A 14,044-nucleotide genomic window follows, 5' to 3' on the forward strand; every position below is an offset into this window, starting at 1 on the left:
CGCGACCGACGGGGATCGACCCGATACGGCGCCCGCTTGCGATTCAGTTACAATACGTGCCCGCTGGAGTACGGCAACAAACAGGCCCGGTTCTTGCTGAACCAGTTTTCCGGGCATCGCAACCGCGCCGGATCGCCCATCCGCCTCCCGGCCGCGGCCGATGCGATCTGCCGCGCAGCACACCGGTTCGCAGCGCGCGCAAATCCGCGCCAGGCCTATCCTGGTATTTGAGAACCGGTTTTTCCAGAGGCTTTCGGCCCCGCGGCGGCAAATCGCAAATGATTGCAAGGGCGGTTGCGGGTAATCCCAAAGTGCAGGCACTATCTCTTGATTTGCCGCACATTGAAGAAGCAAGCAGATGACGAAGAAACTCTTGACCGAAGCCGAAATCCTGAAGATGAGCGACAAGGATTACATGAATGAGGATCAGCTCGCCTTCTTCAAAAATCGGCTCGAACAGTTGCAGGCGGACATCCTCAAGAATGCAGGCCAGACGACCGAGAACCTGCGCGAGACGGTGATCGTCCCCGATCCCGCCGACCGCGCGACGATCGAGGAAGAGCACGCGCTCGAGCTGCGCACGCGCGATCGCGAACGCAAGCTCCTCAAGAAGGTTCAGCAGTCGCTCGCCCGCATCGATTCCGGCGACTACGGCTGGTGTGAGGAAACCGGCGAACCGATCGGCATTCCGCGCCTGCTCGCGCGTCCGACCGCCACGCTGTCGCTCGAGGCGCAGGAGCGCCGCGAGTTGCGCCAGAAGCTGTTCGGCGACTGATCGAGCGGCAATTCCGCTCAGACACGCTGCTTCCCGGAAGCGCGCGGCCTGCCGCGCGCTTTTTGTTTTTCCGGCACCGGTTCCCGGCCCGCCGGCCGATTTGCCTCCCCCTCTTGATATCCCGGCGCCCGCCCTAAAATGAAACGGACGCGCGCCGGGCCGCTTCCCGGCGCACTGCGGATTCACGCGGCGGCGCCTCGCGCCGCCCGACTCTTCCCCGTTTTTCTCAAGGAACGCAGATGGAGCAATTTCACGGCACGACCATCGTTTCGGTCCGGCGCGGCGACAAGGTCGCGCTCGGCGGCGACGGCCAGGTAACCCTCGGCAACATCGTCATGAAGGGTGGCGCGCGGAAAGTGCGGCGGATCTACAACAACCAGGTTCTGGTCGGATTCGCGGGCGGCACCGCCGATGCGTTCTCGCTCCTCGACCGCTTCGAGGCGAAGCTCGAGAAGCACCAGGGCAACCTCACCCGCGCGGCCGTCGAGCTCGCGAAGGACTGGCGCACCGACCGGATGCTGCGCCGCCTCGAGGCGATGCTGATCGCGGCCGATGCGACCACCACGCTCGTGATCACCGGCAACGGCGACGTGCTCGACCCGGAAGGCGGCATCTGCGCGATCGGCTCGGGCGGCGCGTACGCGCAGGCCGCGGCCCGCGCGCTCGTCGAGAACACCGAGCTGTCGCCGCGCGAGATCGTCGAGAAGTCGCTCGGCATCGCCGGCGACATGTGCATCTACACGAACCACAACCGCATCATCGAAACGATCGAGTAAGGACCGCCCCATGAGCACCATGACCCCTGCCGAGATCGTCTCGGAACTCGACAAGCACATCATCGGCCAGGCCAAGGCGAAGAAGGCCGTCGCGGTCGCGCTGCGCAACCGCTGGCGCCGCCAGCAGGTCGCCGACCCGCTGCGCCAGGAAATCACGCCGAAGAACATCCTGATGATCGGGCCGACGGGCGTCGGCAAGACCGAAATCGCGCGCCGCCTCGCGAAGCTCGCCGACGCGCCGTTCATCAAGATCGAAGCGACCAAGTTCACCGAAGTCGGCTACGTCGGCCGCGACGTCGACAGCATCGTGCGCGACCTGATCGAGATCTCGGTGAAGCAGACGCGCGAATCCGAAATGCGCAAGGTCCGCAGCAAGGCGACCGACCAGGCGGAAGACCGCATCCTCGACATCCTGCTGCCGCAACCGCGCGCGGTGGGCTTCGGCGGCAATGCCGATCACGCGAACGACGACAACAACGCGACGCGCCAGACCTTCCGCAAGCGCCTGCGCGAAGGCCAGCTCGACGACAAGGAAGTCGAGCTCGACCTCGAGCAGCCGTCGGTCGGCATGGACATCATGGCGCCGCCCGGGATGGAAGAGATGACCGAGCAGATCCGCTCGATGTTCTCGAACCTCGGCAGCGGCAAGAAGCAGCGCCGCAAGGTGAAGATCAAGGAAGCGCTGAAGCTGCTGACCGACGAGGAAGCGGCCAAGATGCTCAACGACGAGGAAGTGAAGACGAAGGCCGTGCAGAACGTCGAGCAGAACGGCATCGTGTTCCTCGACGAGATCGACAAGATCACGTCGCGCAACAACGAAGGCAGCGGCGGCGAAGTGTCGCGCCAGGGCGTGCAGCGCGACCTGCTGCCGCTCGTCGAAGGCACGACGGTCAACACGAAGTACGGGATGGTGAAGACCGATCACATCCTGTTCATCGCGAGCGGCGCGTTCCACCTCGCGAAGCCGAGCGACCTGATTCCGGAACTCCAGGGGCGCTTCCCGATCCGCGTCGAGCTCGATTCGCTGTCGGTCGAAGACTTCGAGGCGATCCTCGATTCGACCGACGCGAGCCTCGTGAAGCAATACCAGGCACTGCTCGCGACCGAGGACGTACAGCTCGAATTCGCCGACGACGGTATCCGGCGCCTCGCCGAGATCGCGTTCGCGGTCAACGAGAAAACCGAGAACATCGGTGCGCGCCGGCTGTACACGGTGATCGAGAAGCTGCTCGAGGAAGTGTCGTTCTCGGCCGGCAACCACGCCGGCGAGCGCGTGACGATCGACGCGAAGTATGTCGACCGCGCGCTCGGCGAAGTGGCGCAGGACGAAGACCTGTCGCGCTACGTGCTGTAACGCGCGCGGCGTCGGATGAAAAACGGGCGGCCCCTTCGTCGGGGGCCGCCCGTTTTCGTTGGAGCGGCCGGCCGATGCCGCCGCGCCGCTTACTGCCGTACCGGCTTCTTCGCGAGCTTGCGCTGCAGCGTGCGGCGGTGCATGTTCAGCGCGCGCGCGGTGGCCGAGATGTTGTTGTTGTTTTCCGCGAGCACGCGCTGGATGTGTTCCCATTCGAGGCGGTCGACCGACAGCACGACCGGATTCTCGAGTGCTTCATCGGCCTGCACTTCGCTCGCGTTGGTCTGCAGCGCAGCCAGGATCGACTCGATGTTCGCCGGCTTCGCGAGATAGTTGTCGGCGCCTTCCTTCACGGCCTGCACGGCGGTCGCGATGCTCGCGTAGCCGGTCAGCACGAGAATCCGCGCGTCGGGCTGCAGGTCGCACAGCGGCGCGATCAGGCTCAGCCCCGAATCCTCGCCGAGATGCAGGTCGACGGTGATGAACTGGAACTTGCCGCCGGCCGCGAGCCGCAGCGCCGCCTCCTTGTCGTGCGCCTGCTGGACCGCGTAACCGCGGCGCTCGAGGCCGCGCGCGAGCGTACCCGCGAACACCTCGTTGTCGTCGATCACCAGGAAATTGTTCTCGCTCATGTGGTTTCTCCGTCTACGTGTTGGTTGAGGCAGCCGGCGCCGTGATGCGCGCCACCGGCAGGCGCAGCACGGCGCGCGTGCCGCGGCCGGGGGCGCCGGCCGGGCGGCTGTCCGGCGTGGCTGCCGCTCGTTCGGTCGCGCGCTGGCCCGCCGCGGCAGCGGCGTGGCCATTCGCGCCGCCGGCGCGCCCGTTGCCGCCCGCCGTACGCCGCACGACATCGGACAGCTCGATCTCGCCGCCGAGGCGCACGGCCGCGCTGAACGCGAGGTACAGGCCGACCCCGTGCCCGCCCTGCGTGCTGTCGACCGGCATCGCGCCGAGCGATTCGCGCAACGCGGCCGGAATGCCGGGGCCGTCGTCGCATACTTCGAATTCGATCTGGTCGGCCGCCCGCTCGTTGTGCGCGAGCTTCGCGGCCAGCGTCACGCGGTGCGGGCTCGCGCGCGCGGCGTTGTCGAGCAGGATCGTGAGTATCTGGCCGGCCGCGACCGTGTCGTCGAGCGCGACGCCCGACGGGCGCGCGCCGAGCAGGTCGAACTGCACGTGCGGGTGCCGCAGGCGCCAGTGCTCGACGAACGTGTCGAGCCAGTCGTCCACCGGCTGGCGGCTCGCCGGCGCGCTCGCGCGGCTGCGCAGGCGCGCGAGCGCCGACGTGCAGAGCGTCATCTGTTCCTCGAGCACCTTCAGGTCGGCCTCGTAGCGCGCGAGCCCCGGATCGGCGCGCGCCGCGTCGCGCAACTCCTCGGCGAGCATCGCGATCGTCGACAGCGGCGTACCCATCTCGTGTGCGACGGTGGCGGCCTGCACGCCGAGCGCGACCGCCCGCTCGTCGCGCAGCAGGTGCGCCTGCGCTTCGCCGAGCGCCGCGTCGCGCTGGCGCAGCGCGTTCGACATGCGCGCGACGAACCACGCAATCAGCCCGACGCTGACCATGAAGTTCGCCCACATCCCGGTGCGGTAGTAGTCGAACAGGTTCGCCGGATTGTCCATGTTGAGCGGCACCGAATCGAAGCCGAGCGCCGCGTAGCAGGCGACCGCGAACGCCGCGAGCCAGATCATCAGGTGCCACGGCAGCACGGCCGCCGCGATCGCGAGCGACGGCAGGTACAGCGACACGAACGGGTTGGTCGTGCCGCCCGACAGGAACAGCAGCGCCGACAGCGCACCAAGGTCGACCCACAGCTGGCCGAGCAGCTCGAAATTGGTCTCGGGCCGCGCGCGCAGCACGCGCACCCAGGTCAGCGCGTTGAAAACGATTTCGAGCGCGATGACCATCAGCATCGCCGGCAGCGGCAGATGCACGCCGAAATAGGTCTGCACGACGCCGATCGTCACGAGCTGGCCGATGATCGCGAGATTGCGCAGCCAGAACAGGTGGCTAAGGTTGACGCGCCCGGTGGTGGTGATTCGTTGCATCCGAGCAGTTTACCCGTTTAGCGCCCGGCGCCTCTACCGGGGGCCGGATCGGGGCGGGCGAACGGACCGCCGTGCGGGCCGGCGCGGCACCCAGTAGCACACGCCTGCGCCATCAGCCGGCCGCACCGGCCATGCGCTGCGCGATCTCGGCGGCGAGGCACTCGGGGCAGCAACAGCGCGCGCCGGCCGCGGGCGGTGCGCCGCCGGGCGGGACCGGCATCGACGCGCACCAGCAGTCGAAAGGCTCCGTACGCGCGCCGCAGTCGAAGCCGCGCCCGCAGCGCGGACAGCGCGCGCGGTGCGGAGTCGAACGGGCGTCGGCGGCGGAATCGGTCATGGCGGAAACGCGGAAACGGGCATGAAAGTCACCCTACGCGACAAGCATAGCGCGGCGAACGGATTTTGCACGTCGGCCGTCCGGCCGATGCGTCCCCCGACAACCGCCGCACGCGCCGGCTGCCGCCCCCGTCCGCACCGCCGCCACAGGCCCCGGCGCCATAGCCGGCGGGCCGCGGCGCGTGGTGCCAGCCCCGCGCGAGCGGCCGTCCGGCCGACCCAAAAACCCGATGCTGCGCTGCGCCACTCCTGTACAATTCGCCCTGTTTCAACCGTTCCCAGCCAGAGCCGCCGCCATGTCCGAGCCCATCGACCTCTCGCAGATCGCCCCGACGCTGAAAGCAGAAATCCTCGCCGAGGCACTGCCGTACATCCGCCGTTACCACGGCAAGACCGTGGTGATCAAATACGGCGGCAACGCGATGACGGAAGAGCGGCTCAAGCAGGGCTTCGCGCGCGACGTGATCCTGCTGAAACTGGTCGGCATCAATCCGGTGATCGTCCACGGCGGCGGTCCGCAGATCGATCACGCGCTGAAGAAGATCGGCAAGGCCGGCACCTTCATCCAGGGCATGCGCGTCACCGACGAAGAGACGATGGAAGTCGTCGAATGGGTGCTGGGCGGCGAAGTGCAGCAGGACATCGTGATGCTGATCAACCACTTCGGCGGCCACGCGGTGGGCCTGACGGGCAAGGACGGCGGCCTGATCCACGCGCGCAAGCTGCTGATGCCGGACCGCGACAACCCGGGCCAGTACATCGACATCGGCCAGGTCGGCGAAGTCGAGACGATCAACCCGGCGGTCGTGAAGGCGCTGCAGGACGACGCGTTCATCCCGGTGATCTCCCCGATCGGCCTCGGCCAGGACGGCCTGTCGTACAACATCAACGCGGACCTCGTCGCGGGCAAGCTCGCCACCGTGCTGAACGCCGAGAAGCTGCTGATGATGACCAACATCCCGGGCGTGATGGACAAGGACGGCAACCTGCTGACCGATCTGTCCGCACGCGAGATCGACGCGCTGTTCGAGGACGGCACGATCTCCGGCGGCATGCTGCCGAAGATCTCGTCGGCGCTCGACGCCGCGAAGAGCGGCGTGAAGTCGGTGCACATCGTCGACGGCCGGATCGAGCACTCGGTGCTGCTCGAAATCCTGACCGAGCAGCCGTTCGGCACGATGATCCGCTCGCATTGAGCACGCGCCGCCCGCCAGCGGGCTCCGATCTGCCGGCGTCGCTGCGACGCCGGCGCATCTCCCGCAGCCGGCCGCGCGCCGGCGCCCCCGTCTGGCTGTTCGATCTCGACAACACGCTTCACCACGCATCGCACGCGATCTTTCCCGAGATCGACCGGGCGATGACGCAATACATCATCGACGCGCTGCAGGTCGGGCGCGCCGAAGCCGACCGCCTGCGCAACGGCTACACCGAGCGCTACGGCGCCGCGCTGCTCGGCCTCACGCGCCATCATCCGATCGACCCGCACGACTTCCTGCGCGTGGTCCACACGTTTTCCGACCTGCCCGCGATGGTGCGCGCCGAGCGCGGCCTCGCGCGCATCGTCGCCGCGCTGCCGGGCCGCAAGCTGATCCTGACCAACGCGCCGGAAAACTATGCGCGCGTGGTGCTGCGCGAGCTGGGCATCGAGCGCCTGTTCGAGCGCGTGATCGCGATCGAGCACATGCGCGACCGCCGCACGTGGCGCGCGAAGCCCGATCACACGATGCTGCGCCGGGCGTTGCGCGCCGCGCATGCGCGGCTGTCCGACGCAATCCTCGTCGAAGATACGCGCGGCCACCTGAAGCGCTACAAGCGTCTGGGCATCGGCACGGTATGGATTACCGGCCATCTGCCCGGCCATCTGCCGGCAACCGGACGCCCTCATTATGTCGACCAGCGCATTCGTTCGTTAAAATCGCTGCGACTGGGCACACGATCGGGGCGACAAAAATGCAGCCGACTTACCCGCAGGACCAAGCCGTAACGGAAAGCCAGGCCACACCCTCCCGCCCGCGCCCGAAGCCGGGCGAGCGCCGCGTCATGATCCTGCAGACGCTCGCGGCGATGCTCGAGGTGCCGAAACCCGAGAAAATCACGACCGCCGCACTCGCGGCGCGGCTCGACGTGTCGGAAGCCGCGCTGTACCGGCACTTCGCCAGCAAGGCGAAGATGTACGAAGGGCTGATCGAGTTCATCGAGCAGGCGCTGTTCGGCCTCGTCAACCAGATCGTCGCGAAAGAGCCGAACGGCGTGCTGCAGGCACGCACGATCGCGTTGACGATGCTCAATTTCGCCGCGAAAAACCCGGGAATGACGCGCGTGCTGACCGGCGAGGCGCTGGTCGGCGAGGACGAGCGGCTGACCGAGCGCGTGAACCAGTTGCTCGACCGGATCGAGGCGACCGTCAAGCAATGCCTGCGGGTCGCGCGCACCGAGGCGAGTGCGCCGCAGGACGGCGCGACGCCGTTCGTGCTACCGGCCGACTATGATCCCGCCGCGCGGGCCAGCCTGCTCGTCAGCTACGTGATCGGCCGGTGGCATCGGTTCGCAAAGGGCGGATTCCAGAAGCCGCCCGGCGAGCAGGCCGATGCGCATCTTCGGCTGATCCTGCAGTGAACACGTGACCCGGGTTGCGGCCGAAGGGCCTTTCACCCACTGACGTTGCGCGTATTACCACTCCGTCACGCGCGGGTGCTCGGTCAGACGAACCGGCGTCTCCACCCTATCGCTCTCGTCCGGCGCCGGTAGCGGCTTGCGGGCTTCCCAACGCTTCAGCTCGACCTGCCACGATCGCAGGGTGTCGCCGCATGGCCAGTCGGCGCCGCATTGGTCGTGGGCGCCTGATATGGGCGGCACTGCCTGCGCTGCCGGTCGAGACTTCGCCAATACGCGATGCAACGTGGCCCTTGCGGCTACGGGTCGTCCGGTTTCCCGTTCATGGCCGCGCATGCGCGCCATGTCGGCGGGCTTGGCCAGTATTGGCAGCAACGCGGGCGCTGTTGTGTGCGCATCCGTGTCGCGCGTCTGATGGGGCGACGTGGAAACCGGTGCTGGTGCTGGTGCTGGTGCTGGTGCCTGAGCCTGAGCCTGAGCCTGAGCCTGAGCCTGAGCCGCCGTTGGACTCGGCGCCGCAGCCGCTGCGGGGGCTACCGCACTAGCCGACGCAGATGTCGCGCTCCCCGCAGACACACTTCCCCGCACCGTGTAGCCGAAGCCCGCCTCGTGGTTCACCAGCATTGCGCCGAACAGCGCCGTCAACGCCGCGCCGAGCAATACGCCGCCGACTGCTGCCGATACGGCACGGCCGCGACCGCGCGGCGGCGGCTTGCAACTCCAGGCAAGATTGTCGTGCCCGAAATCGGCCGCGCGCGCATCGGCGGCAACAGTCACCCCGGCCGACAGGTAGACCGCCCCGACAGACAGACGCGCGAAGCGATCCGTGACGTCGCGCCGAACACCGTAGGGTGCGGGCAGATAGGAAGCCGCCCTCGGCGGCGGCACCGTAAACCAGTTCTCGATCGATCCAGGATTCATGATTTCCCTCGCTGTCCGACCCGCGCCGGACCCGACGCGTCATCCCCCACGCAGCCATTGCATGAACATACCGGCCGAGGCGTAGCCGCGCAGCGTCGCGGCATAACTGTCGAAGCGGTACGCCACTTCGTTGACGCGATTGTTGTAATCGTCGTTTTCCGCAATCAGCACGTCGAGCAACGAACGCCGCCCGAGTTGATACCACTGGTCGAAGAACGCGCTGCGCACACGCGCCGACTCCACCGACAGGTCGCGATACTGATCTGCGCGCTCGCCGAACGCGTGCGCGTCCTCCTCTGCACTACGCACCTGGTATTCCAGATCCAGACGCATCTGCTCGACCTGACGCCAGTTCGCCGATGCGCGGAACGTAGCCGCGTCCGTCGCCGCCGTGGCGGCACCGCCCGTGAATGCGTTCCACGTCAGCGTGAGCATCGTCTGCCACGGCATCCGGCGCCCGATGGCGTCATGTCCGGTACTCGTACTGACGACCCAGTTCAACTGCGGCCTGGACGCCGCCCGCACCGCATCACGGTTCAGTTCGGCCGCACTGGCCTCGGCGCGCGCTTGCTGCAGTCGCGGATTCTCGTCGAGCGCGGACATCAGCCGGTCGAGATTGCCGGGATGCAGCGGCCAATGCGATTCCATCGGAATCGGCACCGGCCGCTCGCCCACCAGCTTGCGAAGATTCAGCTCGGCGGTCCGGCATTTCGCGAGCGCCGTGTCGCGACTCGCCTCGGCCTGCAACAAACGGGCCTTCGCCTGCGTCAGCTCGCTGCCGCGACCGCGATCGACCGCGACGATTTCCTCGAGCATCCGCACGAGGCGCGCCATCCGGTCGACGAAGCGCTGACTCAGCGCCGCGATGTTGCGCTGTTTCGAGAGCTCGACGAGCGTGGCCGCGACCTGGTAGGCGGAGTCTTCCATCTGCGCGACGTAGCGCTCCTGGCCCGCACTCGCGAGATCCTGCCGGCTGCCGATCGTCTTCGACGTGCGTCCCCAGTCGTACAGCGTCGTCGTCAAGTTCACGCCCAGCGCGTTGCCCGGATCGTAGGCACTGCCGGCGTTGGCGCCGAACTGCGCGGCACGCGTCTGACCGCTCAACTGCAATTGCGGCCAACGCGCGCCCTTCGCCTGATCGACGTCCGCCTGCGCGGCCTGATACTCCGCGTACAGGCGTCGCACCTGCGGACTGACGTCGACCGCCGCTTCAGCCGCGACATACAGCATTCGCCGCAACTCGCGCTCCGTCAGCGTGGATGCGGGGGCGGAGTCGGATACTGCGTCGTCCTGCGTTGGCCCGGAAGCATCCGCGCCCCCCTTCGCGCCGGTGGATGCCGCGCTCGCCCCATCCGCCTCAACTACCTTACCAACTACCGACGCCGACACCGGCGCCGCAATACGCGGCGACACGACATTGGCGGCGCGCGCGGCCCTGGCCGGCTGCCACATCGACAGCGCGAGCAGCACCGCCGATACGGCGACACGCAGCGCCGCACGACCTTCACCCGCATCGACGCGCGCGCGAAAGACTCGAAATCCGCTCATGCTCACCGCTCCCTGAAGGCCTCGCGGGCCTTGAAGATCGGCTTGAGCAGGTAATCGAGCACTGTCTTCTCCCCCGTGCGGATATCGACGGTCGCCTGCATGCCCGGCAATACCGGCAAACGCCTGCCGGCCGCGACCAGCGCGTCTGCATCCGTCTCGACCATGAGCCGGTAGTAGTTCGCGTCGGGACGCCCCATCGCCGCCTTCTGATCGTCCTTCAACGTATCCGGACCGAGGCTGACGACGCGCCCCTGCAGCCCGCCGTAGATCGAGAAGTCGTATGCGCTCAGCTTCACGAGCACCGGCAACCCCGGCCGCAGGAACGCGACGTCGGACGGCTTGATCTGCGCTTCGACCAATACCCGGCCGTCGAGGGGCGCGATTTCCATGATGTGTTCGCCCGACTGCACCACGCCGCCCGCCGTGCGGATGCGAATGTTCTTCACCACGCCGCGCATCGGCGCGACGACATCGGTGCGCGCCAGCACGTCCGCGCGCCCAGCCAGCACCTCGTTCGTTTGCGCAAGCTCCTGCTCGAGCCGCGACAACTCGGTACTGGCATCCGCGGTGAAGCGGCTCCGGCGCTCGGCGATTTGTGCGTCGAGGTCCGTCGCCTGCCGCCGCATGCGCAGGATCTCGACTTCCGAGATCAGCCCTTTCGCCGCAAGCGGCTCCGCCATCGCAATCTCGCGCCGCACCAGCGCCTGGCTCTGCCGCAATGCGGCAACCTGCTCGTCGAGCGCCTGGCGGCGGGCACGGTAGGTCGCGGTCGCCTGCGCGACGAGGCCCGGTTCACGCGTCACGTCCTCCGGAAAAGCCAGCGTCGCCCCATAGGCCTCGGCGCGCGCGCGCGACACGTTCGCCTTCAGTTCCAGCGCCTTGGTCAACACTTCGCGATAGCTCGATTGCGCGCGCGCCGGATCGATTTTCGCGAGTAATTGCCCCTTTTCGACGACCTCGCCCTCGCGCACCGCCACGGACTGGACGATCCCACCCTCGAGGCTCTGGATCCATTGCTCGCGGCTCGGCGACACGACTGTCGCATCGCTGCGCGTGACCTCCTCGACGCGCGCGAAGTGCGCCCAAACGAGCGCGACGACCAGCACCACGGCAACCACGTACAGAATCGCCTGCGCACCAGCGGACGAGCGCACGAGCAGCGCCTCGCGAATGTCGCTCATGTAGGCGACGTCGCCCGCGCGCAGGCGCGGCGCCGGCTTGCGGCTCAGCATCGATCGCATGCGCTGCATCATGATGCCTCCGCCGCCGACGACGCCACGGCCTGCGCGGAATCCGCGGGCGGCGCGCCCGGTCCGACGCCCCGCTCGACCACCCGTACTGTCGTCGCGCGGCTTCGCTGCGGCCCTGACGACGCGTGACGCTCGGTTGTTGACTCGGGCTGCCCGGACAGCGCTGCCAGCACATGCGCCTTTTCCCCGTCCATCACGACCTTGCCCTGATCGACGATCACGATCCGGTCGACCAGCGTCAGCAACGAGGTGCGGTGCGTGACGACGATCAGCGTCTGGCCGGCGCTCGCCTGCTTCAGATGCTCGATGAAGAGCGATTCCGTCTGCGTGTCCATCGCGCTCGTCGGCTCGTCGAGCAGCAGCGTGCGCGGACGCCCGATCAGGGTGCGCGCCAACGCGACGAGCTGGCGCTGGCCGCCCGACAGGTCGCGGCCGTTTTCGCCAACCTGCAGGTTCACGCCCAGCGGATGCCGGGCGACCAGCGCGTCAAGCCCCGTCAGTTGCAGCACGCGCAGCAGTTCCGCAGCCGGCACGTCGGGATGGCCAATCGTTACGTTCTCGCGCAGCGAACCGTAAAACAGCCGGCTGTCCTGGCCGACGTAGCCGAATGTGCGACGCCAGTCGGCCGGCGCGATCTGTGCGGCATCGAGCCCGTCGGCGAGCAGCTTGCCCTCCGTCGGCTGATAAAGCCGTGCGATCAAGCGCAGCAGCGTCGATTTCCCGCTGCCGACCCGGCCGAGTATCGCGACGCGTTCGCCCGGCCGGATATCCACCGACACGTTGTCCAGCGCGGGCGCATTTTGCTGCAGGCCAGCCGACGGATAGGCGAACGACACGCCGTCGAGCTTCACATGGCCGCTGAGCGGCGGCTGCGCCAGATAATCCTGGCCCGGCTCATGCTCGACCGGCATCGCCATCAGTTCGTTGAGCGAATGCATGGCGGTCCTGGCCTGCTGAAAACGGAGCGCGAGCCCCATGACTTGGCCGAGCGGCGCCGTCACGCGGCCCGCCAGCATCACCGAGCCGATCAGCGCGCCCTGCGTGAGCTTGCCCTCGCCGATCAGGTACACGCCGAAGATCACGATCACCACCGTCTGCATCTGCTGCAGGAACGCGACACAACTGGTCGCCATGCTGGAGAGCTGACGCGACTGCATCAATGCAGCCGCCGTCTTCGCACTGAACGCGTCCCAGCGATGCCGCATCGCGCCTTCGCCGCCCACGGCCTTCAGCGTCTCGAGCCCGTCGACCGACTCGATCAGCACGCCCTGCTTGAGCGACGCTTCGCGCAGGTTTTCGCGCATCGCGCGCGCGAGCGGCCACTGCACGATCGTGCCGAGCCCGACGATCAGCGGGATCATCAACAGCGGAATCCAGCCGAGCGGGCCGCCGACCGCAAACACCACCGCGACGAACAGGAACACGAACGGCAGATCTGAGATCGCCGACAGCGTCGCCGATGTCGCGAAATCCCGCACCGATTCGAACTCGCGCAGCCGGTGCGCGAACGACCCGGCCGACGCCGGCCGGCGCTCCATCCGGATCGCCAGCGCCTGCCGGAACAGCAGGCTGCCCAGCACCAGATCGGCCTTCTTGCCGGCGGTGTCCAGCACATGAGCGCGCACATGCCGCGACACCGCCTCCATCAGCATCGCGAGCGCGACGCCGATCGCGAGTGACCAGAGCGTCACGTACGCCTGGTTCGGGACGACGCGATCGTAGACGTTCATCGTGAAGAACACGCTGGCGAGACCCAGCACGTTGATCAGAAACGCACCGAGCGCCGCGCTCGCGTAGTAGCTGCGATAGCGCCACAGCGTCCGCAGCAGCCAGTGGCCGGCCGGTTCGGTCGGCAGGTCGTCGGGACGCGCGTCGACCTTCGCCGCCGGCTTCACGAGTAGCGCGTAGCCGGAGTAGGTCTCGCTCAATTCCGCTTCCGTGCATTCGACCGGCGTCTCGCCGAGCTCGGGCAGCACGACGCGAAACCGGATCCGCGCGTCACGCTCCGTCGCATCGTCGATGCGCCAGCCAAGCAGTACGCACGCGCTGCCGTTGCGACGCAACAGCACAACCGGCAGTAAATGCTCGGGCAACTGCGCAAGCGGACGCCCGACCAGTTTCGCAGTCAGCCCGGCGTGAGCGAGCGCCTCGATCGCAAGCAGCGGCGTCAGCGCGCCGTACTTGGCGAGACCAGCAGTCAGGACGGCGTGACTTCTTCCGATGCCGTAGTGAGCGCAAAGCCATGCGATCGAATCGAGCAGGCTGTCGTCGGCCAGGAAATCAGGCAGGACCGGCTCGTTACCGCTACCGGCATTGGAAGGTTGAGCATTCATATCGAAACGGACTGCGCGGCCATTGCGTAGCCGAGGAAATTCACGGAAGAGCGAGGCGGCGCACGTCAAGGAATGGAGATGACGCCTGT

General features: G+C 67.6%; 13 protein-coding genes. 6 read left to right on the forward strand and 7 right to left on the reverse strand.

Annotation, left to right across the window (positions count from 1 at the left end):
* Positions 1–358: 358 nt before the first annotated feature.
* The 3 genes from dksA (at position 359) to hslU (ending at position 2,905) form a co-directional block, all read left to right on the forward strand.
* Complete coding sequence (dksA, locus tag HWW87_RS27830) at positions 359–775, forward strand: RNA polymerase-binding protein DksA (RefSeq protein WP_006477498.1); 417 nt, start codon at positions 359–361, stop codon at positions 773–775.
* Between the two features lie 239 nt (positions 776–1,014).
* On the forward strand, positions 1,015–1,551 hold the full coding sequence (gene hslV / locus HWW87_RS27835) for an ATP-dependent protease subunit HslV (protein WP_114178356.1): 537 nt from the start codon (positions 1,015–1,017) through the stop codon (positions 1,549–1,551).
* Positions 1,552–1,561: 10 nt separating this feature from the next.
* A complete protein-coding gene (gene hslU, locus HWW87_RS27840) occupies positions 1,562–2,905 on the forward strand; it encodes an ATP-dependent protease ATPase subunit HslU (RefSeq protein WP_175823000.1) in 1,344 nt (447 codons plus the stop codon).
* 89 nt (positions 2,906–2,994) lie between these two features.
* Here hslU and HWW87_RS27845 read toward each other — a convergent pair whose 3' ends face one another.
* The 3 genes from HWW87_RS27845 to HWW87_RS27855 all read right to left on the reverse strand — a co-directional run bounded on the left by HWW87_RS27845 (position 2,995) and on the right by HWW87_RS27855 (position 5,291).
* Positions 2,995–3,537: a response regulator transcription factor gene (locus HWW87_RS27845; RefSeq protein ID WP_011658200.1), complete on the reverse strand. Its 543-nt coding sequence runs from the start codon at positions 3,535–3,537 to the stop codon at positions 2,995–2,997.
* Between the two features lie 13 nt (positions 3,538–3,550).
* Complete coding sequence (locus tag HWW87_RS27850) at positions 3,551–4,954, reverse strand: ATP-binding protein (protein WP_175823001.1); 1,404 nt, start codon at positions 4,952–4,954, stop codon at positions 3,551–3,553.
* A gap of 112 nt (positions 4,955–5,066) precedes the next feature.
* On the reverse strand, positions 5,067–5,291 hold the full coding sequence (locus tag HWW87_RS27855) for a cysteine-rich CWC family protein (RefSeq protein WP_175823002.1): 225 nt from the start codon (positions 5,289–5,291) through the stop codon (positions 5,067–5,069).
* Between the two features lie 295 nt (positions 5,292–5,586).
* On the opposite strand from HWW87_RS27855, the gene argB reads away from it, so the two are divergent.
* The 3 genes from argB to slmA are packed head-to-tail and all read left to right on the forward strand — an operon-like array spanning position 5,587 to position 7,906.
* On the forward strand, positions 5,587–6,486 hold the full coding sequence (gene argB / locus HWW87_RS27860) for an acetylglutamate kinase (RefSeq protein WP_174390543.1): 900 nt from the start codon (positions 5,587–5,589) through the stop codon (positions 6,484–6,486).
* Positions 6,483–7,274, forward strand: coding sequence for a pyrimidine 5'-nucleotidase (locus tag HWW87_RS27865; protein WP_175823003.1), 792 nt, complete (start codon positions 6,483–6,485; stop codon positions 7,272–7,274). The genes argB and HWW87_RS27865 overlap by 4 nt, the downstream gene beginning before the upstream one ends.
* Entirely contained in the window at positions 7,241–7,906 is a 666-nt protein-coding gene (slmA, locus tag HWW87_RS27870) for a nucleoid occlusion factor SlmA (protein ID WP_174433996.1), read from the forward strand. Before HWW87_RS27865 ends, slmA begins: the two co-directional genes overlap by 34 nt.
* 54 nt (positions 7,907–7,960) lie before the next feature.
* On the opposite strand, the gene HWW87_RS27875 is transcribed toward slmA, so the two are convergent.
* Genes HWW87_RS27875 through HWW87_RS27890 form a run of 4 tightly spaced genes read right to left on the reverse strand, consistent with a single transcriptional unit; the run spans position 7,961 to position 13,955 of the window.
* Positions 7,961–8,824 carry a hypothetical protein gene (locus HWW87_RS27875; RefSeq protein WP_175823004.1) on the reverse strand — a complete coding sequence of 288 codons (864 nt, stop codon included), beginning with the start codon at positions 8,822–8,824 and terminating at the stop codon, positions 7,961–7,963.
* A 39-nt stretch (positions 8,825–8,863) separates the two neighbouring features.
* The gene (locus tag HWW87_RS27880; RefSeq protein WP_175823005.1) at positions 8,864–10,372 is read right to left on the reverse strand and encodes a TolC family protein; all 1,509 of its coding nucleotides are present in this window, start codon (positions 10,370–10,372) and stop codon (positions 8,864–8,866) included.
* Between the two features lie 2 nt (positions 10,373–10,374).
* On the reverse strand, positions 10,375–11,625 hold the full coding sequence (locus HWW87_RS27885; protein WP_175823006.1) for an HlyD family type I secretion periplasmic adaptor subunit: 1,251 nt from the start codon (positions 11,623–11,625) through the stop codon (positions 10,375–10,377).
* Positions 11,622–13,955, reverse strand: coding sequence for a type I secretion system permease/ATPase (locus tag HWW87_RS27890; protein ID WP_175823007.1), 2,334 nt, complete (start codon positions 13,953–13,955; stop codon positions 11,622–11,624). The genes HWW87_RS27885 and HWW87_RS27890 overlap by 4 nt, the downstream gene beginning before the upstream one ends.
* Between the last annotated feature and the right edge of the window lie 89 nt (positions 13,956–14,044).

The sequence above is a fragment of the Burkholderia sp. BCC0419 genome (assembly GCF_902830285.1).
GTDB lineage: Bacteria > Pseudomonadota > Gammaproteobacteria > Burkholderiales > Burkholderiaceae > Burkholderia.

Coding starts and splice junctions, on each gene's coding strand:
- slmA (WP_174433996.1), top strand. CDS start 7,241: ATGCAGCCGACTTACCCGCAGGACCAAGCCGTAACGGAAAGCCAGGCC.
- HWW87_RS27875 (WP_175823004.1), bottom strand. CDS start 8,824: ATGAATCCTGGATCGATCGAGAACTGGTTTACGGTGCCGCCGCCGAGG.
- HWW87_RS27890 (WP_175823007.1), bottom strand. CDS start 13,955: ATGAATGCTCAACCTTCCAATGCCGGTAGCGGTAACGAGCCGGTCCTG.
- HWW87_RS27880 (WP_175823005.1), bottom strand. CDS start 10,372: ATGAGCGGATTTCGAGTCTTTCGCGCGCGCGTCGATGCGGGTGAAGGT.
- HWW87_RS27885 (WP_175823006.1), bottom strand. CDS start 11,625: ATGATGCAGCGCATGCGATCGATGCTGAGCCGCAAGCCGGCGCCGCGC.
- HWW87_RS27850 (WP_175823001.1), bottom strand. CDS start 4,954: ATGCAACGAATCACCACCACCGGGCGCGTCAACCTTAGCCACCTGTTC.
- hslU (WP_175823000.1), top strand. CDS start 1,562: ATGAGCACCATGACCCCTGCCGAGATCGTCTCGGAACTCGACAAGCAC.
- HWW87_RS27845 (WP_011658200.1), bottom strand. CDS start 3,537: ATGAGCGAGAACAATTTCCTGGTGATCGACGACAACGAGGTGTTCGCG.
- HWW87_RS27855 (WP_175823002.1), bottom strand. CDS start 5,291: ATGACCGATTCCGCCGCCGACGCCCGTTCGACTCCGCACCGCGCGCGC.
- dksA (WP_006477498.1), top strand. CDS start 359: ATGACGAAGAAACTCTTGACCGAAGCCGAAATCCTGAAGATGAGCGAC.
- argB (WP_174390543.1), top strand. CDS start 5,587: ATGTCCGAGCCCATCGACCTCTCGCAGATCGCCCCGACGCTGAAAGCA.
- hslV (WP_114178356.1), top strand. CDS start 1,015: ATGGAGCAATTTCACGGCACGACCATCGTTTCGGTCCGGCGCGGCGAC.